Annotated in this window: 19 protein-coding genes; 9 read left to right on the plus strand and 10 right to left on the minus strand. The window is 70.6% G+C overall.

The window, feature by feature from the left end:
• Window positions 1–102 precede the first annotated feature (102 nt).
• A complete protein-coding gene (locus tag ACSU6M_RS22840; protein ID WP_437071859.1) occupies window positions 103–867 on the minus strand; it encodes a GntR family transcriptional regulator in 765 nt (254 codons plus the stop codon).
• Window positions 868–1,289: 422 nt separating this feature from the next.
• On the opposite strand from ACSU6M_RS22840, the gene ACSU6M_RS22845 reads away from it, so the two are divergent.
• The 4 genes from ACSU6M_RS22845 to ACSU6M_RS22860 all read left to right on the plus strand — a co-directional run bounded on the left by ACSU6M_RS22845 (window position 1,290) and on the right by ACSU6M_RS22860 (window position 5,997).
• Entirely contained in the window at window positions 1,290–2,576 is a 1,287-nt protein-coding gene (locus ACSU6M_RS22845) for an extracellular solute-binding protein (RefSeq protein WP_437071860.1), read from the plus strand.
• Window positions 2,577–2,662: 86 nt separating this feature from the next.
• Complete coding sequence (locus tag ACSU6M_RS22850; RefSeq protein WP_437071861.1) at window positions 2,663–3,646, plus strand: carbohydrate ABC transporter permease; 984 nt, start codon at window positions 2,663–2,665, stop codon at window positions 3,644–3,646.
• A complete protein-coding gene (locus ACSU6M_RS22855; protein WP_437071863.1) occupies window positions 3,643–4,503 on the plus strand; it encodes a carbohydrate ABC transporter permease in 861 nt (286 codons plus the stop codon). Before ACSU6M_RS22850 ends, ACSU6M_RS22855 begins: the two co-directional genes overlap by 4 nt.
• 9 nt (window positions 4,504–4,512) lie before the next feature.
• A complete protein-coding gene (locus ACSU6M_RS22860) occupies window positions 4,513–5,997 on the plus strand; it encodes a glycoside hydrolase family 3 protein (protein WP_437071865.1) in 1,485 nt (494 codons plus the stop codon).
• A gap of 154 nt (window positions 5,998–6,151) precedes the next feature.
• Here ACSU6M_RS22860 and nagB read toward each other — a convergent pair whose 3' ends face one another.
• Both nagB and ACSU6M_RS22870 read right to left on the minus strand, forming a co-directional pair.
• Window positions 6,152–6,937 carry a glucosamine-6-phosphate deaminase gene (gene nagB, locus ACSU6M_RS22865; protein ID WP_437071866.1) on the minus strand — a complete coding sequence of 262 codons (786 nt, stop codon included), beginning with the start codon at window positions 6,935–6,937 and terminating at the stop codon, window positions 6,152–6,154.
• Between the two features lie 98 nt (window positions 6,938–7,035).
• A complete protein-coding gene (locus ACSU6M_RS22870; protein ID WP_437071868.1) occupies window positions 7,036–7,452 on the minus strand; it encodes a hypothetical protein in 417 nt (138 codons plus the stop codon).
• A 52-nt stretch (window positions 7,453–7,504) separates the two neighbouring features.
• Here ACSU6M_RS22870 and ACSU6M_RS22875 point away from each other — a divergent pair, with 52 nt between their 5' ends.
• Complete coding sequence (locus ACSU6M_RS22875) at window positions 7,505–7,957, plus strand: MarR family winged helix-turn-helix transcriptional regulator (RefSeq protein WP_437071870.1); 453 nt, start codon at window positions 7,505–7,507, stop codon at window positions 7,955–7,957.
• A gap of 24 nt (window positions 7,958–7,981) precedes the next feature.
• Here ACSU6M_RS22875 and ACSU6M_RS22880 read toward each other — a convergent pair whose 3' ends face one another.
• Window positions 7,982–8,734 (minus strand): SDR family oxidoreductase, encoded by a 753-nt coding sequence (locus tag ACSU6M_RS22880; RefSeq protein WP_437071872.1) that lies wholly within the window; start codon window positions 8,732–8,734, stop codon window positions 7,982–7,984.
• Between the two features lie 97 nt (window positions 8,735–8,831).
• On the opposite strand from ACSU6M_RS22880, the gene ACSU6M_RS22885 reads away from it, so the two are divergent.
• Together ACSU6M_RS22885 and ACSU6M_RS22890 are read left to right on the plus strand one after the other, a co-directional pair.
• The gene (locus ACSU6M_RS22885) at window positions 8,832–9,461 is read left to right on the plus strand and encodes a TetR/AcrR family transcriptional regulator (protein WP_437071874.1); all 630 of its coding nucleotides are present in this window, start codon (window positions 8,832–8,834) and stop codon (window positions 9,459–9,461) included.
• A gap of 344 nt (window positions 9,462–9,805) precedes the next feature.
• Window positions 9,806–11,281: a PAS domain-containing sensor histidine kinase gene (locus ACSU6M_RS22890; RefSeq protein ID WP_437071876.1), complete on the plus strand. Its 1,476-nt coding sequence runs from the start codon at window positions 9,806–9,808 to the stop codon at window positions 11,279–11,281.
• A gap of 249 nt (window positions 11,282–11,530) precedes the next feature.
• On the opposite strand, the gene ACSU6M_RS22895 is transcribed toward ACSU6M_RS22890, so the two are convergent.
• Window positions 11,531–11,788: a WhiB family transcriptional regulator gene (locus tag ACSU6M_RS22895; protein ID WP_003992873.1), complete on the minus strand. Its 258-nt coding sequence runs from the start codon at window positions 11,786–11,788 to the stop codon at window positions 11,531–11,533.
• Between the two features lie 319 nt (window positions 11,789–12,107).
• Entirely contained in the window at window positions 12,108–13,076 is a 969-nt protein-coding gene (locus tag ACSU6M_RS22900) for a diacylglycerol/lipid kinase family protein (RefSeq protein ID WP_437075310.1), read from the minus strand.
• A 116-nt stretch (window positions 13,077–13,192) separates the two neighbouring features.
• On the opposite strand from ACSU6M_RS22900, the gene ACSU6M_RS22905 reads away from it, so the two are divergent.
• Complete coding sequence (locus ACSU6M_RS22905) at window positions 13,193–13,633, plus strand: hypothetical protein (protein WP_437071878.1); 441 nt, start codon at window positions 13,193–13,195, stop codon at window positions 13,631–13,633.
• Between the two features lie 185 nt (window positions 13,634–13,818).
• On the opposite strand, the gene ACSU6M_RS22910 is transcribed toward ACSU6M_RS22905, so the two are convergent.
• The 3 genes from ACSU6M_RS22910 to ACSU6M_RS22920 all read right to left on the minus strand — a co-directional run bounded on the left by ACSU6M_RS22910 (window position 13,819) and on the right by ACSU6M_RS22920 (window position 15,943).
• Window positions 13,819–14,979 (minus strand): SigB/SigF/SigG family RNA polymerase sigma factor, encoded by a 1,161-nt coding sequence (locus ACSU6M_RS22910; RefSeq protein WP_437071880.1) that lies wholly within the window; start codon window positions 14,977–14,979, stop codon window positions 13,819–13,821.
• Window positions 14,980–14,996: 17 nt separating this feature from the next.
• Window positions 14,997–15,410, minus strand: coding sequence for an anti-sigma regulatory factor (locus ACSU6M_RS22915; RefSeq protein WP_004925829.1), 414 nt, complete (start codon window positions 15,408–15,410; stop codon window positions 14,997–14,999).
• A 272-nt stretch (window positions 15,411–15,682) separates the two neighbouring features.
• Window positions 15,683–15,943: a UBP-type zinc finger domain-containing protein gene (locus ACSU6M_RS22920; RefSeq protein ID WP_437071882.1), complete on the minus strand. Its 261-nt coding sequence runs from the start codon at window positions 15,941–15,943 to the stop codon at window positions 15,683–15,685.
• Between the two features lie 62 nt (window positions 15,944–16,005).
• On the opposite strand from ACSU6M_RS22920, the gene ACSU6M_RS22925 reads away from it, so the two are divergent.
• Entirely contained in the window at window positions 16,006–17,601 is a 1,596-nt protein-coding gene (locus ACSU6M_RS22925; RefSeq protein WP_437071884.1) for a Na+/H+ antiporter, read from the plus strand.
• A gap of 19 nt (window positions 17,602–17,620) precedes the next feature.
• Here the strand turns inward: ACSU6M_RS22925 and ACSU6M_RS22930 are convergent, their stop codons facing one another.
• Window positions 17,621–18,523: a 1-aminocyclopropane-1-carboxylate deaminase/D-cysteine desulfhydrase gene (locus ACSU6M_RS22930; RefSeq protein ID WP_437071886.1), complete on the minus strand. Its 903-nt coding sequence runs from the start codon at window positions 18,521–18,523 to the stop codon at window positions 17,621–17,623.
• Between the last annotated feature and the right edge of the window lie 209 nt (window positions 18,524–18,732).

Raw genomic sequence — 18,732 nt, forward strand, 5'->3', positions numbered from 1 at the left:
CCCCTCACTGATCACCTGCGGTAATGGGCTGGCAATCTAGGTCACGGTGTCGTGTGAGCGGAACCCCTCGTCCCGTATATCGGTGCCGCCTTTACAAAGTCGCTACTCGGCCGGCCGCTTCAGCCTGGCCACGAACTTGTAGCGGTCGCCGCGGTACACCGAGCGCACCCACTCCACGGGTTCGCCCTGCCGGTCGAAGGAGTGCCGGGAGAGCATCAGCATCGGCAGGCCCACGTCGGTGCCGAGCAGGCCGGCCTCGCGCGGGGTGGCCAGCGAGGTCTCGATGGTCTCCTCGGCCTCGGCGAGATGGACGTCGTAGACCTCGGCGAGGGCGGTGTAGAGGGACGTGTACTTGACCAGGGAGCGGCGCAGCGCGGGGAAGCGCTTGGCGGACAGATGGGTGGTCTCGATGGCCATGGGCTCGCCGTTGGCCATGCGCAGCCGCTCGATGCGCAGCACGCGGCCGCCCGCGGTGATGTCCAGGAGCGTGGCGAGGCGGTCGTCGGCGGTGATGTAGCCGATGTCCAGCAGCTGGGACGTGGGTTCCAGGCCCTGGGCGCGCATGTCCTCGGTGTAGGAGGTCAGTTGCAGCGCCTGGGAGACCTTGGGCTTGGCCACGAAGGTGCCCTTGCCCTGGATGCGTTCGAGGCGGCCCTCGACGACCAGTTCCGAGAGGGCCTGGCGCACGGTGGTGCGGGAGGTGTCGAACTCGGCGGCCAGCGTGCGCTCGGGCGGGACGGGCGTGCCCGGCGGCAGCGTCTCCGTCATGTCGAGCAGGTGCTTCTTCAGGCGGTAGTACTTGGGCACGCGCGCGGTACGGACACTCGTCCCACCCTCGTTCTCCGCACTGCTGACGTCGGTGCTCATGCTCTGCCTTCCCGGCTCCGGTGCCGAAGCGACCGACATACCCATCGGCCGCGGCTCACATCGTGGCACGGCTTCGTGGGTGGGTGACCTGACTGGGCGTCCTCCACACGCTCCGTGATCTCTCTGTATACCCGTGGGGCCCCCGTTGGTCTAGTCCAGCGCGCCGCTCCGGCCCAGTGGTCCAGTGGCGGTGGTCCGTCCGTTTGGTCGCTTGCGGAATGAAAGGTCCCTGCATATCTCGGTCCCATCACGGACGCCTGGAGCCCGCTTGAACACCCTTGACAGCCCTATTGGTCTGGGCCAAGCTCCGGGTACTGGTCTACACCATTGGTCCAGGTCCCGGCCCCACGGACGGTTCGCACGGCGTTGACGCCATCACCGCGGGGACGAGGGGGGTTTGTGGCATCCCTGAGGAGGGTGGCGTGAAGCGCAAGCTGGTAACCGCGATCGGTGTCGCGGGCATGATGATCTCCATCGCGGCGTGCGGGGGCAGCGACGACAACGGCAGCGACGGCGGCAAGGGCGGCGACGCCAAGGAGCTGACCGTCTGGCTGACCGTCGATGCGCAGAACAACTGGCCCGAGCTGGTGAAGGCCGCCGACGACGCGGTCGCCGAGAAGCACCCCGGCATCAAGATCAAGCACGAGTACTACGGCTGGCCGGACAAGAACGCCAAGCTCGACGCCGTCCTCGCCACGGACAAGGCCCCCGACGTCGTCGAGATGGGCAACACCGAGATGCTCCCGTACGTCGTCAAGGGCGCGTTCGCCCCGGTCGACCCGGCGAAGTTCGACAACTCCGGGGCATGGCTGGACGGCCTCAAGGACTCGGTGACGTACGAGGGCAAGACCTACGGCGTGCCCTACTACGCGGGCGGCCGCGTGGCCAACTTCCGCAAGGACGTCTTCGCCGAGGTCGGCGTGAAGGCGGCGCCGAAGACCTACAAGGAGCTCATCGCCGCCCTGGACAAGGTCCAGAAGAAGCAGGGCGACAAGTTCAGCGCCTGGTACCAGCCCTCCCGCGACTGGTATGCGGCCATGTCCTTCGTCTTCGACGCCGGCGGCGCCATCGCCAAGGAGGAGGGCGGCCAGTGGAAGGCCAGCCTGTCCTCGCCGGAGTCGATCAAGGGCCTGAACGAGTTCAAGAAGGTCCTCGACACCTACATGCACGGCGACAAGACCAAGGACGAGGCCGACCGCTACATCGTCTACGGCCAGGGCAAGTCCGGCATGATCTTCGCCCCGGCCTGGGAGGGCGCGACCGCCGCCGACCCGAAGAACGACAAGACCGGCAAGCTCAAGGGCAACGTCGAGAACTTCGTGATGCCCGGCCCGTCCGGCAAGAACCTCCCCGTCTTCCTGGGCGGCTCCGACCTCGCCATCCCGGTGAAGTCCGACGCGCAGGACGTCGCCGCCGAGTGGATCAACGCCTTCACCGGCGCCTCCGGTCAGAAGGGCCTGATGGCCAAGGGCAACCTGCCCAACAACAAGACCGACCTCGCCACCCTGAAGAACGACCCGGCCACGGCCGTCCCGGCCACCGCGGCCGAGTCCAGCTGGTTCGTCCCCATGGCCCCCGGCTGGGGCCAGGTCGAGAAGGCCCAGGTCCTGCAGACGATGCTGCAGTCCATCGCCACCGGCAAGAAGTCGGTCGAGGACGCCGCGAAGGAAGCGGACGCCGCGATCGACAAGGTCATCAACACCAAGTGACCTGAGGCGGGGCTCCGTTCACGGGCGGGGCCCCGCCTTCTTTCCGTAGGACCTGTAGGGCCAGAGGTACCGCCAAGGAGCGCGCGATGAGTGCCGACACGACCACCCCTGCCAAGGTGCCGCCGCCGCGGCAGGCACCGCCGCCGGCCGCACCGGAGCGGCCCCGCGCGAAACGGACGTACGGCCCGGCCGCCACCGCCTGGCTGCTGCTCGCGCCCTGTCTGCTGATCCTCGCCCTGGTCATGGGCTATCCGCTGGTCCGCCTGGTCACCCTCTCCTTCCAGAAGTTCGGCCAGCCCCAGCTGTGGGGCTTCCAGCCCGCGGAGTCGGTGGGCTTCGAGAACTTCTCCAAGGTGCTCGGCGACAGCGAGTTCTGGACCGTCGTCCTGCGCACGATCGTCTTCGCGGCCGGCGCGGTGATCTTCACCATGGTCATCGGCATGCTGATCGCCCTGCTGCTCCAGCGGGTCTCCGGCTGGGTCAAGACGCTGATCAACATCGCGCTGGTGGCCAGTTGGGGCATGCCCGTCATCGTCGCGACCACCGTCTTCAAGTGGCTCTTCGACACCGACTACGGCATCCTCAACGCGATCCTCAGCAAGCTGCCCGGCGTCGACATGATCGGCCACAACTGGTTCGCCAGCGGCCCCCAGGGCCTGGCCGTGATCATGCTGCTCGTGGTCTGGGGAGCCGTGCCCTTCGTGGTGATCACCCTCAGCGCGGGACTCACCCAGGTCCCCAAGGAGCTGGAGGAGGCCGCACGCCTCGACGGCGCCGGCGCCTGGGGTGTGTTCCGCTACGTCACCCTGCCCATCCTCAAGCCGATCATCGTGATGCTCACGACCCTGTCGGTCATCTGGGACATGGGCGTCTTCCCCCAGGTGTTCGTGATGCGCAACGGCCACCCGGAGCCGGAGTTCCAGATCCTCAACACCTACTCCTACGACCGCGCGTTCGTGGTCAACGACTACGCGCAGGGCTCGGCGATCGCCCTGATCACCGTGGTGCTGCTGCTCGGTGTGGTCGCCGTGTACATGCGTCAGATGCTGAAGATCGGAGAGGTCGAATGAGCGCGGTCGTCACCAAGGGCGCCGATTCCGGGACCTCCCGCAAGCGCTCCAAGCTCGGCTGGAACCTCGTCGGCCTGTTCGTCTTCGCCGTCGCCGGCTTCCCGGTCTACTGGATGCTCAACACCGCGTTCAAGCCGGCCGAGGACGCCATCGACCCCGACCCCAGTCTGTTCCCGACCGGTCTGACGACGTCCAACTTCAGCCGCGCGCTGGACATCGCCGACTTCTGGGGGCCCGTGGGCCGCAGCCTCTTCGTCTCCGTGGTCGTCGTCCTGATCGGCATCGTGGTCGGCCTGCTCGCCGCCCTCGCGATCTCCCGGTTCGCCTTCCGCGGCCGCAAGATCGTCATCGTCGGCATCCTCGCGGTCCAGATGGTCCCGCTGGTCGCCATGATCATCCCGGTGTTCCTGCTGCTCAACGACCTCGGGCAGTACGACAGGCTCACCGGCCTGATCATCACGTACCTGACCTTCGTCCTCCCGTTCACGGTGTGGACCCTGCGCGGCTTCATCGTCAACATCCCCAAGGAGCTGGAGGAGGCCGCGATGGTCGACGGCTGCTCCCGCACCGGCGCCTTCGTCCGCGTCGTCTTCCCGCTGCTCGCCCCCGGCCTCGTCGCCACCTCCGTCTACGGCTTCATCCAGGCATGGAACGAGTACCTCTACGCCCTGATGCTGCTCAGCCAGCAGAACCAGACCGCCACCGTCTGGCTCGGCAACTTCACCACCAAGCACGGCACCGAGTACGCCCCGATGATGGCCGGCGCCACCATGATGGCCGTGCCGATCGTCGTCCTCTTCCTCCTCGTCCAGCGCAAGATGGCCGCGGGTCTCACCGCCGGCGCCGTGAAGGGATAACGCCATCCGATGACGACATTCGCCAGCGGCATCGACACTCTGACCCGTGACGCGCTGACGGTCCTCCAGCCCGGCTTCCCCGGCACCACCGCCCCCGACTGGCTGCTGCGCCGTCTCGGCGAGGGCCTGGCCTCCGTCGGCCTGTTCGGCCGCAACATCGCCTCGCCCGAGCAACTGGCGGCGCTGACCGCCCAGTTGCGCGCCGAGCGGGACGACGTCCTGGTCGCCATCGACGAGGAGGGTGGCGACGTCACCCGCCTGGAGGTGCGCACGGGATCGAGCTTCCCCGGCAACAACGCCCTCGGCGCGGTCGACGACACCGACCTGACCCGCGAGGTCGCCGCCGAACTCGGCCGTCGGCTCGCCGCCTGCGGCGTCAACTTCAACTGGGCCCCGTCCGCCGACGTCAACTCCAACGCCGACAACCCGGTCATCGGCGTCCGCTCCTTCGGCTCCGACCCGCAGCTGGTCGCCCGGCACACCGCGGCCTATGTGACGGGCCTGCAGTCGGCCGGCGTCGCCGCCTGCACCAAGCACTTCCCCGGGCACGGCGACACCAACGTCGACTCCCACCACGCCCTGCCCCGCATCGACGCCGACGCCGCCACGCTGGCCGAGCGCGAACTGGCCCCGTTCCGCGCGGCGATGGCCGCCGGCACCCGCGCCGTGATGAGCGCCCACATCCTGGTCCCGGCCCTGGACCCGGAGCACCCGGCGACGCTGTCCCGCCGCATCCTCACCGGTCTGCTGCGCGACGAGCTCGGCTACGACGGCCTCATCGTCACCGACGGGATGGAGATGCAGGCCATCTCCTCCACCTACGGCATCGAACGCGGCAGCGTCCTCGCCGTCGCCGCCGGAGCCGACGCCATCTGCGTGGGCGGCGGCCTTGCCGACGACGAGACCGTACGCCGTCTGCGCGACGCCCTCGTCACCGCCGTCCGCACCGGGGAACTCCCCGAGGAACGCCTCGCCGACGCCGCGGAACGCGTCCGCAGGCTGGCCCGCTGGACGGCGGCGGGCGCCGGGGGAGCGGCCGGGGGCGCCGACCCCGAGATCGGCCTGGCCGCCGCCCGCCGCGCCCTGCGCCGCACCGGCGCGAGCGCCTTCACCCCGCTCACCCAGGCGCCCTACGTGGCCGCCTTCACGCCGGTCGCCAACATCGCCGTGGGCGACGAGACCCCCTGGGGAGTGGCAGCGGAACTCTCGGGGCTGCTCCCCGGCACCGAGGCGGGCACCCACACCGGCGAGGACGCCGGCCAGGCCGCCCTGAAGGCGGCGGGGGAGCGCAGGATCGTGGCACTCGTCCGCGACGAACACCGCCACCCCTGGATGTCCACGGCCCTGGACACCCTCCTCCGCGAACGCCCCGACACGATCGTGGTGGAGATGGGCCTCCCGCAGGCCCCGCCGAGAGGCGCCCTCCACATCGCCACCCACGGAGCGGCCCGCGTCTGCGGCCGAGCCGCGGCGGAGGTCATAGCGGGCGCATAGCCCCTGCACGACCGAAGGCGCCGGTTCCCACGGGAGGGGAACCGGCGCCTTCTTGGCGTGCCGGGAGGGGGCGCACCTGAGGGGCGCGGGGAACTGCGCGACAAGCCACAGACACCCCGCACCCCGAAGACAGGAGAACCGGCAGACGAATCCGCTAGATCCCCTGCCACTCCGGCTTGTTGGCATACGTGTGCCGGAAGTAGTCCGCCAGCTTCAGCTTGGACGCGGCGGCCTCGTCCACCACGACGGTCGCATGCGGATGCAACTGCAACGCCGACGCCGGGCACACCGCCGCGACCGGCCCCTCCACCGTCGCCGCCACGGCGTCGGCCTTGCCCTCGCCCGTCGCCAGCAGCACCAGATGCCGCGCCTCCAGGATCGTCCCGATCCCCTGGGTGATCACATGGTGCGGCACCTGCGCGATGTCCCCGTCGAAGAACCGCGCGTTGTCCACCCGCGTCTGCTCGGTCAGCGTCTTGATCCGCGTCCGCGAGGCCAGCGACGAGCACGGCTCGTTGAACCCGATGTGCCCGTCCGTCCCGATCCCGAGCAGCTGGAGATCGACCCCTCCGGCCCCCGCGAGAGCCCTGTCGTACGCCTCGCACGCGGCCTGGACGTCCTCCGCCGTACCGTCCGGACCCATGAAGGACTCCATCGGGATGCCCAGCGGCTCCAGCACCTCGCGGCGCAGCACCGAGCGGTAGGACTCGGGATGGTCGGCGGGCAGCCCGACGTACTCGTCGAGCTGCGCGATCCTCGCCCGGGAGGCGTCCACGGCACCGGAGCGCACCTTCGCCGTCAGCGCCTGGTAGATGGGCAGCGGGGTCGAGCCGGTGGCGACGCCGAGCAGGGCGTCGGGCTTGCGTCGGAGCAGTTGCGCCATGGCCTCGGCGATGAGCTCGCCACCCGCTGCGGCGTCCGGAACGATGACAACTTCCACGCTGGCCTGCCGTTCTGAGGAGGGGGCTGGAGGAGGGCCCGGTAGGACTATGTGGTTTAGACCAATCTAACAGAATCGGCCAGGCGTGCCCATGCGGTTCAGGGGCGCGGCAGCCGGGGGAGCCGGGCCAGCGTCCCGCTGCGGGCGCGCGCCCAGATCTCCACCGGATCGAAGCCGTCCGACTGCCAGGTCGTCGTCCTCAGGGTCCCCCTTCCCCGGTACGCGCGCATGATCTCGACATGGGGCGGCCACCCCACGAACCCCCGCAGCGCCTCCTCGTCCCGCCAGACCGCCACGGCCCCGCACCGGCGTGCGGCGGGCCGCACCCACAGCCACATTCCGTGCGCCCCCTCCAGCTGCGGCCACCCGAGGGCGAGCCGCCGAGCGGCGCGGTACACCCCGGGCAGGTCCCTGAGCGTGCCGAGGCGGAAGTCGGTCACGCTCACCAGGACCGGGCCGCGCCGCTCGTGGTCGGGCCCGGGCGTCCAGGCCGATCGCCGCAGTTTCATAAGCATGTGCCTACGATCCGCGTGTGCCTATGTTTTTGTCAACGGTACGTTGATCGCCATGAACGCTGGCCCCTCGCAAGCCCCCCGGCCCGACCTGGCCGCGCTGGTCGTCCCGCTGGGACGCGCCCTGCTGGCCGCCGAGCGTCCGGTCCTGGACGCCCACGGCCTGACCCTGTGGGCGTACGCGGTGCTCTCCCACCTCGACGAGACGCCGGTGCGCACCCAGGCCGCGCTGGCCGAGGCCATCCACGCCGACAAGACCCGGATCATCGCCGTCCTCGACGATCTGGAGTCGCGCGGTCTGCTGACCCGCCGGCCCGACCCCGAGGACCGCCGTGCCCGTCTGCTCTCCCTCACCCCCGAGGGCCGCCGCCTCAGGGACACCGTCCGGGCCGCCGTCCAGGAGGGTGAGGAGCGCCTCCTCGGACGGCTCCCCGCCGCCGACCGCGCGGCCTTCCTGCGCAGCCTGAACACCCTGTACGAGCTGAGCCGGTCCCGCCCGGAGGGCTGACCCCGTCGCACCGGTTCGGCGGCGCTACGGCATCGAGCCCCCCGTCGCGTCCAGCCAGTGCCCCGTCACCCAGCGGCCGTCGTCCGAGGCGAGGAAGGCGACGGCGTCGGCGATGTCGGCGGGAGTGCCGACCCGGCCGAGCGCCGAGAACCCGGCGGCGCCCTGCCACGCCTCGTCGCTCGCGCGCAGCCAGCCGGCGTTGATGTCGGTGTCGACGATGCCGGGCGCGACGGAGTTCACCGTGATGCCCCGAGGTCCCAGCAGCTTGGCGAGGTCACGGGTGAGGACGTCGAGCGCGCCCTTGGTCATGGCGTAGGTCATCACCTGGGGCATCAGGGCCGTACGGGAGAGGCCGGACGATATGTTCACGATCCGCCCGCCGTCCCGCAGGCGGGTGAGCCCCTGCTGGACGAGGAAGTGCGGCGCCTTCACATTGACCGCGAAGAGCCGGTCGTACTCCGCCTCGTCGATCTGCTCGAAGGGGCGGGACGTCCCGATCCCCGCGTTGTTCACCAGGATGTCCAGCCCGTCCGCGTGCCGGTCGAACTCCTCCCACAGGCGCGCCGCGTCCCCGGGCACGCCCAGTTCGGCGCCGATCGCGAAGGCCGACCCGCCGGCCTCCTCGATCGCGGTCACCGTCTCCTTCGCCGCCGCCTCGTTGCTGCCGTAGTGCACGGCCACCCGCGCCCCGTCACGCGCCAGGCGCTCGGCGATGCCCCGTCCGATCCCCCTGCTCGCCCCCGTGACGAGTGCGGTCCTGCCTGCGAGCACGCCCATGAGCGCGCCCCCCTTCCCTCGGGCCGATTTCTCTAGCGGTCGTTACAGAAAGAACCGTACAGCACACCGCCGACATTTCTCTAGCCCCCGCTATAAAATGCACCCCATGGTGAGCACCCCCCGATCCGCCTCCACCCCGAAGCCCCGCGGCCGCCCCCGCTCCTTCGACCGCGAGACGGCGCTGGAGAAGGCGATCATGGCGTTCTGGGCACACGGCTACGAGGCCACGTCCGTCTCCGACCTCACCCGCGCCATGGGCATCGGCGCCCCCAGCCTCTACGCGGCCTTCGGGGACAAGCAGGCCCTGTTCGCCGAGGTGGTGGAGAGGTACGGGGAGCGCTACGGCGCCTTCCCCCTGCGCGCCCTCACCGAGGAGCCCACCGCCCGGTCCGGGGTCGAGCGCGTCCTGCGGGAGGCGGCCGTGGAGTTCACCGAGCCCGGCCGACCGCACGGCTGCCTGGTCATCCACGCGGCCACCAACTGCACCACGCCGGAGGTGGAGGAGTCCCTGCGCAAGCGGCGCAACGCCAACATCGCCGCCATAGAGAGCCGGATCCGGGCGGACATCGCCGCGGGGGAGCTGCCCGCCGACACCGACGCCGCCGCGCTCGCCCGGCACACCGGAGCGGTCTTCCAGGGCATGTCGCAACAGGCGCGGGACGGCGCCAGCCGCGAAGAACTTCAGGCGCTCGCCGAAATTGCCCTGTCCATCTGGCCCCGTAGCTGAGCCCGGCGGGTTAGGCTGCCGCCGACAACATAAACATGTTCCGACGCATGGACACGTCCAATGGTCTAGTCCACAATGGCGTCAAGGGAACGAGCACGACAGACAAGCCTCCGTCTTCCCCGCACAGGAGGACGGAACGAGGAACCGGCGGCTCTCTGCCCTGACTGCCCCGGCTCCTCACCTTCGGCCGACGGGACCGCACACCCCCCGGCCGTTGCTGCTCCGGGCTGCGGTGCCGGGAGGGTTGAGGGTCCCTCCCAGGCGCCGCGGCCCGCGGGTGTCTTCGGGGCCGTACGAGACCGCGTATTTCAGCGCCGTACAAACCCCCAGGTACGCTCCAAGACGTGCCCTCCATGAACGAACTGGTCCGCCAGCACACCGCCCTCGACGACTCCGACCTCGAGTGGCTCCATCTGCTGGTCTCGGAGTGGCAGCTGCTCTCCGACCTGTCCTTCGCCGACCTGGTCCTGTGGGTCCCCACCCGCGACGGCACCCGCTATGTCTCCGTCGCCCAGATGCGGCCGAACACCGGCCCCACCTCCTACCAGGACGACATGGTCGGCCACCTCGTGCCGCGCGGCCGCCGCCCGATGCTGGACGCGGCGCTCGACGAGGGCCGGATCGTGCGCGAGGGCGACCCCGAGTGGCGCGAGGAGGTCCCCGTACGGGTCGAGTCGATCCCCGTACGACGCGAGGGCCGCGTCCTCGGTGTCATCGCGCGCAACACCAACCTGCTCACCGTGCGCACCCCGAGCCGGCTGGAGCTGACCTACCTCCAGTCCGCCTCCGACCTCGCCCAGATGATCGCGGCCGGCGCGTTCCCGTTCCCGAACCAGCAGGTCGACATGGACGCCTCGCCCCGCGTGGGCGACGGCCTGATCCGGCTCGACGCCGACGGCATCGTCCAGTACGCCTCGCCCAACGCGCTGTCCGCCTACCACCGCCTCGGTCTCGCCGCCGACCTGGTCGGCCAGGACCTCGGCCAGACCACCGCCGAACTCGCCCCCACCCGCGGCCCGGTGGACGAGGCGCTCGCCAAGGTCGCCAGCGGCTGGGCGCCGCGCGAGTTCGAGATCGAGTCCAGCGACGGAGTGATCCAGTTCCGGGCCATCCCGCTCAAGCCCAAGGGCACCCGCATCGGTTCCCTCGTGCTGCTCCGGGACGTCACCGAACTGCGCCGCCGCGAACGCGAGTTGATCACCAAGGACGCGACCATCCGGGAGATCCACCACCGGGTGAAGAACAATCTCCAGACGGTCGCCGCCCTGCTGCGCCTCCAGGCCCGCCGTATCGAGTCCGAACGCGGCCGCGCCGCCCTCGAAGAGGCCGTACGCCGGGTCGGCTCGATCGCGATCGTGCATGAGACGCTGTCCCAGAACCTGGACGAGCGGGTGGAGTTCGACGAGATCGCCGACCGTGTCCTCGCGATGGTCGCCGAGATCTCGCCGGGCAAGGTCACCGGCCGGCGCACCGGCCGCTTCGGCATCCTGGACGCCGAGGTCGCCACCCCGCTGTCGATGGTCCTGACCGAGGTGCTGCAGAACGCGCTGGAGCACGGCTTCCGCGAGGGCGACACCGGCACCGTCGAGGTCTCGGCGGTCCGCGGCGGTACGACGAAGGAGGCCCGCCTCCTCGTCACCGTCCAGGACGACGGCGTCGGCCTGCCGCCCGGCTTCGACGCGCGCACTGCCGGAAACCTCGGCCTGCAGATCGTACGGACCCTGGTGGAGGGCGAGTTGGGCGGCAGCTTCGACATGGTCCCGGCGCCGGAGCGCGGCTGCCAGGTGATCCTGGACATTCCGGTGCGGGCGCAGAAGTAGGCGCATCGGGGAAACGGGCCCACGGTGACGTGGGCCACCGCGAAGCCGGTCACCAGGTGCACCGCCGGGCACAGCAAAGAGCCCCGGACCATCCAGTGGTCCGAGGCTCGTGCTCGCTGCTGCTGTTGTGTTAGCGCATCGGGGGTACTGCGCGCTGCGTGCTCGGGGGCGGCGCCGGCGTACTCGCTGTCGGTGGTGTGACGCCGACAGGTACACGCGCCGCCAAGCTCAGCCAGCGGGGTGGGTGTGTCAGGCGGAGGCCTGACGGGCCCGGTTGCGGGCGGCGCGGCGCTTCATGGCGCGGCGCTCGTCCTCGCTGAGACCACCCCAGACGCCGGAGTCCTGACCGGACTCGAGCGCCCACTGCAGACACTGCTCGATCACCGGGCAGCGACGGCAGACGGCCTTGGCTTCCTCGATCTGCAGCAGCGCAGGACCGGTGTTGCCGATGGGGAAGAAGAGCTCGGGGTCTTCCTCGCGGCAAACGGCGTTGTGACGCCAGTCCATGGCTGCTACCTCTCCTTGGTATGACTGTGCAGGATGCTTGTGAATGTGAACGCTTTCACGAATCCCTCAACAAGGGAAGGGCCGACCGCCAGGTTCCCTGGCGTGGTCCTTGGTTTTGAGAGGGGTTCCGGTGATCTGTGCTAGCCGGTGTTGCGGGCTGTCCCGATCGCCACGTAGAGACTCGCAAACCTCAGCGGCGGATACAACCCCTTCCGGAAAGTTTTTTTTGATTCCTCGGTGTCGACTAGGTCACAGCCGTACTTCCATGGGGTGGATCCTGGCCTAAACGTTCGAGTGAAAGGACTTTAGCCCCTTCTGCTCACACAATCACACGCAGTGCACGGCGTACACCTGTGAACGTCACGCTGGTACGCAGCCCCAGATGGTCACCGTCCATCTGGAGGGGCAGCGGGACCTTCGAATGCAAGGTGAACTCACTCAGATCGTGCAGCGAGACCGCGTGCTTCCCCTGGGGTCCGCGCTCCGGGGACGAAGTGAGCAACTGGGTCGCATACCGGGCAACCGCGGCCGTGGACAGCCGGCTGAGGCCGAGTACGTCGAGGCCGGTATCGAACGACGCCTTAGGCGACGCGTACACCGGACGATTGCCCAGATACGTCCACGGGGACGTGTTGCAGACTATGGACAGCACCAGATCGCTCACCGGCTCCTCGCCGGGCGCCTCAAGCGTGATCGTGCCGTGTCTGCGGTGCGGCTCACCCAGGAACTGACGCAGGGCCTGGCGGATGTAGAGCGCGTGCGTCGATTTCTTGCCGCGCTCACGCTGCTGCTCGACGCGGCCGACCACACCGGCGTCGAAGCCGAGGCCCGCGTTGAAGGTGAACCAGCGCGCCGGCACCCCTTCGTCCTCGGTGCCCGGCGTGCCCGAGGTCAGTCCGAGCCCGACCGTGCGTTCGCTGCCCTCGCGCAGGGCGTCGAGCAGGGCGCCGGTCGCCTCGACCGCGTCGTTGGGCAGGCCGAGGGCGCGGGCGAAGACATTGGTGGAGCCACCGGGGACCACCGCGAGACCCGGCAGATGCTCGGGGTCGGGGCCGGCGTGCAGCAGGCCGTTGACGACCTCGTTGACCGTGCCGTCGCCGCCGAGGGCCACCACCAGGTCGATGTCGTCGCTCTCGGCCGCCAGCCGTCCGAGGTCGCGCGCATGCCCGCGGTACTCGGTGGTCACCGCCTCCAGCTTCATCTCACTGGCGAGGGCATGGATCAGCACATCGCGCGTACGTGCGCTTGTGGTGGTTGCCGCCGGATTGACCACGAGAAGTGCACGCATGCGTTGCACACTACCTACTGGGCGGTACCGAGCCCAGACCGAGGTCTGGATCAGATCAGACAAACAGGCGTGAACCTCGACACGGGCGCCGGGGCGGTGGCCGCTACCCTGCTGGGGTGACCAGTGAACAGACCCCCACCACCACGGACGTCACCGGCCCTCGTCCCCGGCGGCTGACGTACGCCGCAGCACTTGCCGGGCTGGAGGGGCTCGCGCTGGTGATCGGCGGCGTCTGGATCCTCGTCCTCGGGCTGAGCGGCGACGCCGACAACCGCCGGCAGGCCGTGACCGGCGGCATCACGCTGCTCGTCATGGCCCTGCTGCCGCTGATCGCCGCACGGGGCCTGCTCGCCCGGCGCAGCTGGAGCCGAGGGCCCGCCCTCGTCACCCAGCTCATGGCCCTGCCGGTGGCCTACAACCTGCTCCAGGCCGACAGCATCGCCATCCCGGCCGGCATCGTCCTCGGGGTCGTCGCCGTGCTGTCCCTCTCCCTGCTGCTCCACCCGGACACCCGGGCGGCGCTGGGCATCGAGAACCCGCGCGGCGCGGAGAAGTGACGCCCAGGGGGTGTCCGCGTGTGCGGTACACCCCCGGTGGGACGTCCGGGACACCCCCCGGTGGGACGTCCGGTCAGCCGCGGCCGATCCCATGGCCGGACCCGGCCTTCACCGACCGCGGCCGGCCCCCTCGCCTCGGCCTTCCGTCAGGCCCGGCCTTCCGTGAGGCGCGGGCGGAGCCTTCGTCACTCCTCCACCAGAAGCTTCTCCCGCAGCTGGGCCAGTGTGCGGGCCAGCAGCCGGGAGACGTGCATCTGGGAGATGCCGACCTCCTGGGCGATCTGGGACTGGGTCATGTTCCCGAAGAACCGCAGCAGCAGGATCCGCTTCTCGCGGGGCGGCAGATCCTCCAGCAGCGGCTTGAGGGACTCGCGGTACTCGACGCCCTCCAGCGCCTCGTCCTCCGCGCCCAGGGTGTCCGCGACCGCCGGGGACTCGTCGTCGGTGTCGGGGACGTCCAGGGAGAGCGTGGAGTACGCGTTGGCCGACTCCAGCCCCTCCAGGACCTCCTCCTCCGAGATCGCCAGCTTCTCGGCGAGCTCGTGCACCGTGGGCGAGCGGCCGTGCAGCTGGGACAGCTCCGCCGTGGCCGTCGTCAGCGACAGCCGCAGCTCCTGGAGCCGGCGCGGCACACGGACCGCCCAGCCCTTGTCGCGGAAGTGCCGCTTGATCTCGCCGACGACCGTCGGGGTGGCGTACGTCGAGAACTCCACGCCCCGGTCGGGGTCGAACCGGTCGACCGACTTGATCAGGCCGATGGTGGCGACCTGGGTGAGGTCGTCCAGCGGCTCGCCGCGGTTGCGGAAGCGGCGGGCCAGATGCTCGACGAGCGGCAGATGCATGCGGACCAGCCGGTTGCGCAGCTCCGCGTACTCGGGGCTGCCCTCCTTCAGCTCGCGCAGCTCCAGGAACAGTGCGCGTGCCCCGCTGCGGTCCTGCGGGTCGTGGTGCGCGCCCGGTGCGGCCGGGGTCTGGTCCTCGGAATTTCGCTCGTGCTCGCTCATCGTCCCGCCCGTCGCCCTCTTTCGAGCCCTCGCCTCCCGGACCGGGCGGACCCCGTCGCGCCCCTGCTCGGGCGTGCTCCGTGCGGCGCCGGCCCCGACGCCGTCGCCCTGCCGCCCGTCGCCGCCGGTCGCCGGGGACGGCTCCTCCGGATGCGGCCGGGCCTGCTCGGGGATGCCGTCGATACCGTCGGCCGTGCGCCGTGCACCGTCCGGGCCGGGCTGTCCGGGCCGCCCGGACGTCCCGGTCCGGCCGGCCTGTCCGAGGCCCTCGGCCGCGCTTGAGAAGGGGCTGGCCCCGTCGTCGGTCGGCAGCTCCCGTGTGACGCGCTCTTCGTCCCGCACCGGCCCGTCCCCGTCCCTCACGCCGGCCCGGGTCCCGCGCCGCGCTGTTTGTAGAGGCTGATCGAAACGGTTTTGTCCTCGTCCACCGCCGAGGAGACCTTGCCCGCGAGGGCGGACAGCACGGTCCAGGCGAAGGTGTCGCGCGAGGGGGCGTGGCCGTCCGTGGTCGGTGCCGAGACGGTGACTTCGAGCGAGTCGTCGACGAGGCGGAAGACACAGCTGAGCACGGAGCCGGGCACGGCCTGCTGGAGCAGGATCGCGCATGCCTCGTCCACCGCGATGCGCAGGTCCTCGATCTCGTCGAGGGTGAAGTCCAAACGGGCCGCGAGTCCGGCCGTGGCCGTCCGCAGCACCGACAGGTAGGCACCCGCGGCCGGCAGCCGGACTTCCACGAAGTCCTGGGTTGCGGGCTCGCCTGCGATCTGGGACACCCTCACCTCCAAGGTGGTACAAGCTGTTCGGAGCCGAGGGATCGCCCCCCGGGGTAACGCGATGTGTGGTTCAGCGGTGACGCTATCGCGCTCTCGACCGTACTGTCCCCGGGACCCCAACCCCCTGGCGTCACTCACAGTAAACCTCTGTATACGCTCCGTGTCTAGGGGTTCGGCGGGCCCAAATGGGAAGAGCGTGCGCCGGGTTGACGTACCCAGACGTCAGAGAGTCGAACCGTCCCGCTCCAGGGTCACACGAGATGCCCCGGAGGTCACACGAGTACGTGGTCCTCGAAGCACCAGCGCCAGTCCTCGCCGGGCTCGAAGGTGCGCATCACCGGGTGGCCGCTCTCCTTGTAGTGGGCGGTGGCGTGCCGCCCCTGCGAGGAGTCGCAGCAGCCGACATGGCCGCAGGTCAGGCACAGCCGAAGCTGCACGGGGTGCGTACCGGCCGCCCGGCACTCCGGACAGGTGTCGGTCAGCGGGCCCGGTTCCGGGTGCGGCAGCGCGTCGGCGTGCGTGCACTGTTTCATGATTGCCAGGTTACGACGGGCGTGCGCATGACCGCGCGGAAAAACGAGGGTGGGCGAGGACCATGGACGTGATGCCACTGCTGTTGCTGGTCGCGGGCAGCGCGGCGGTGGCGGGAGCCGCCCGCCGCACCCCCGTACCGGCACCGCTGCTGCTGGTGGCCGCGGGCCTCGCCCTGTCGTACGCCCCCGGCGTGCCCGACTACCACCTCGACCCGCACATCGTGCTGCCGCTCATGCTGCCGCCGCTGCTGTACACCGCCGCCATCGACAGCTCCTACCTCGATCTGCGCGCTCAACTGCGGCCGGTGACACTGCTGTCGGTGGGCTATGTGCTGTTCGCGACCTTCGCGGTCGGCTGGGCGGCCTATCTGCTCATCCCCGATCTGCCGCTCACCGCCGCGCTGGTGCTGGGCGCGGTCGTGGCCCCGCCGGACGCCGTCGCGGCGACGGCCGTGGCGCGCCGGGTGGGACTGCCGTCCCGGATCACCACGATCCTTCAGGGCGAGTCCCTGGTGAACGACGCCACCGCCATCACCGCCTACCGCGTCGCCGTCGCGGCGGCCGTCGGGGAGGGGGCGAGCTGGGCCGGGGGAGTGGGCGAGTTCCTGGTGGCGGCGATCGGCGGCATCGGCATCGGACTGCTGCTGATGGTGCCGCTGCACTGGCTGCGCACCCACCTGAAGGAGGCGCTGCTCCAGAACACCCTCTCGCTGCTCATCCCGTTCGTCGCCTACGCCGTCGCCGAGCAGGTGCACGCCTCCGGTGTGCTCGCCGTCGTGGTCGTCGCCCTCTATCTCGGACACCGCGCGTGGGAGGTCGACTTCGCCACCCGCCTCCAGGAGGAGGCGGTCTGGAAGATGGTCGCCTTCGTCCTGGAATCCTCGGTGTTCGCGCTCATCGGCCTGCAACTGCCCGTGGTGCTGCGCGGCCTCGGGGAGTACGAGGGCGGCGACGCCGCCTGGTACGCGGTGGCCGTCTTCGTCGTCGTGGTCGCGACCCGGTTCATCTGGGTGTACCCGGCGACCTTCCTGCCCAGAATGCTGTCCGCGCGGATCCGCAAGCGCGAGGACAACCCCACCTGGAAGGGCGCGTTCATCATCTCCTGGGCCGGCATGCGGGGCGTGGTCTCGCTCGCCATCGCCTTCTCCATCCCGGTGACCATGGAGGGCGAAGAACCCTTCCCCGGCCGCAATCTGATCCTCTTCCTCACCTTCACGACCGTCATCGGCACCCTCGTCGTCCAGGGCCTCACCCTGCCCCCGCTGATCCGCCTGCTGAAGCTCCCCGGGCGCGACGTACAGGCCGAGACGCTCGCCGAGGCCAACGCCCAGGCGCAGGCGTCCCGAGCCGCCGAACAGCGCCTGGACGACCTGCTGGCCGACGAGCGCAACGCCCTGCCGGGCCCCCTCGCCGACCGCCTGCGCACGGTCCTGGAACGCCGCCGCAACTCCGTCTGGGAACGCCTCGGCCAGCCCAACCCGGTCACCGGCGAGACCGCCGACGACACCTACCGCCGCCTGTCCCGCGAGATGATCGGCGCCGAGCGCGAGGTCTTCGTCAAGCTGCGCGACCTGCGCTACATCGACGACGAGATGCTGCGCACCCTGCTGCGCCGGCTGGACCTGGAGGAGGCGGCGGCGTTCCGGGAGGCGAGCTGAGCCCGAGCGGCCGGGCGGCTCAGGGGAAGGGGCGGCCGGTGACCACGGCCGCGAGGGTCGTCCCGCGCGCGAAGGCGCCCTCCTCGGTGAGCGTCAGCAGTCCGTAGAGCGACTTGGCGACATACAGACGCTCCACGGGCAGTCCGTGCCGGTCCTCGAAGTCCTCGGCGAAGGCGTCCAGCTCCGGTGTCGTACGGGCGTAGCCGCCGAAGTGGAAGCGGTCGTCCAGCGACCAGTCACCGCGTGGCCCGCCGAAGGCCCGCCGCTGAAGGGCCCGTATCTCCTCCCCGAGGAAGCCGCCCCTGAGCACGGGCACGCCGATCACGCGCGCGTGAGGGCCGAGGCCCGCGGCCAGTCCGGCGAGGGTGCCGCCCGTGCCGCAGGCGACGGCCACCACGTCCGCGTGGCCGCGCAGTTCCTCGCCGAGCGCCGTACAGCCGCGGACCGCGGCCGCGTTGCTGCCGCCCTCCGGGACGACGTACGCGCCCTCGGCGTGCGCGGCGCGCAGGATCGCCGCGAGGACGTCGGGCTCGGTCTTACGGCGATATGTCGTCCTGTCGACGAAGTGCAGCCGCATGCCGTCGTCCGCGCACCGGGCCAGGGAGGGGTTCAGGGGCCGTCCGGCCAGTTCCTCGCCGCGCACCACGCCCACGGTGTCCAGCCCGAGCAGCCGGCCCGCGGCGGCGGTGGCCCGCAGATGGTTGGAGTAGGCGCCGCCGAAGGTGACCACCGTACGGCCCGCCGCGGCCCGGAGGTTGGGCGCCAGCTTGCGCCACTTGTTGCCGATCAGCTCCGGGTGGATCAGGTCGTCCCGCTTGAGCAGCAGCCGCACACCGTGCCGCTCGAACCGCGCGTCCACCACCTCGTCCAGCGGCGAGGGCAGCCGGGGGCGCAGAGCCGCGAAGACATCGGAGCCGGTCACCGCCTCATTGTCGGTGAGGACGGGGAGGCGGGGCGAGAGGGGGCGGTGGGAACCGGGCGGGAGGGGGTCGGCTGCGGGGGGCGGTGGGAGTCGGGGTGCGAGGAGGGGTGTGTGAAGGCGGTCCTGATCAGCGCCGGGCCTGCCCAGACCGCGTCCCTTGGCGGCGGGAGCCGGCGGTTGGGGCTCGCGCGGCGGGAGCCGGGTGGGAA

It is taken from the genome of Streptomyces sp. enrichment culture (genome assembly GCF_964272895.1).
Lineage (GTDB): Bacteria > Actinomycetota > Actinomycetes > Streptomycetales > Streptomycetaceae > Streptomyces.

Coding starts and splice junctions, on each gene's coding strand:
- ACSU6M_RS22840 (WP_437071859.1), bottom strand. CDS start 867: ATGAGCACCGACGTCAGCAGTGCGGAGAACGAGGGTGGGACGAGTGTC.
- ACSU6M_RS22850 (WP_437071861.1), top strand. CDS start 2,663: ATGAGTGCCGACACGACCACCCCTGCCAAGGTGCCGCCGCCGCGGCAG.
- ACSU6M_RS22855 (WP_437071863.1), top strand. CDS start 3,643: ATGAGCGCGGTCGTCACCAAGGGCGCCGATTCCGGGACCTCCCGCAAG.
- ACSU6M_RS22860 (WP_437071865.1), top strand. CDS start 4,513: ATGACGACATTCGCCAGCGGCATCGACACTCTGACCCGTGACGCGCTG.
- ACSU6M_RS22870 (WP_437071868.1), bottom strand. CDS start 7,452: ATGCTTATGAAACTGCGGCGATCGGCCTGGACGCCCGGGCCCGACCAC.
- ACSU6M_RS22875 (WP_437071870.1), top strand. CDS start 7,505: ATGAACGCTGGCCCCTCGCAAGCCCCCCGGCCCGACCTGGCCGCGCTG.
- ACSU6M_RS22880 (WP_437071872.1), bottom strand. CDS start 8,734: ATGGGCGTGCTCGCAGGCAGGACCGCACTCGTCACGGGGGCGAGCAGG.
- ACSU6M_RS22885 (WP_437071874.1), top strand. CDS start 8,832: ATGCACCCCATGGTGAGCACCCCCCGATCCGCCTCCACCCCGAAGCCC.
- ACSU6M_RS22895 (WP_003992873.1), bottom strand. CDS start 11,788: ATGGACTGGCGTCACAACGCCGTTTGCCGCGAGGAAGACCCCGAGCTC.
- ACSU6M_RS22900 (WP_437075310.1), bottom strand. CDS start 13,076: ATGCGTGCACTTCTCGTGGTCAATCCGGCGGCAACCACCACAAGCGCA.
- ACSU6M_RS22920 (WP_437071882.1), bottom strand. CDS start 15,943: ATGAAACAGTGCACGCACGCCGACGCGCTGCCGCACCCGGAACCGGGC.
- ACSU6M_RS22925 (WP_437071884.1), top strand. CDS start 16,006: ATGGACGTGATGCCACTGCTGTTGCTGGTCGCGGGCAGCGCGGCGGTG.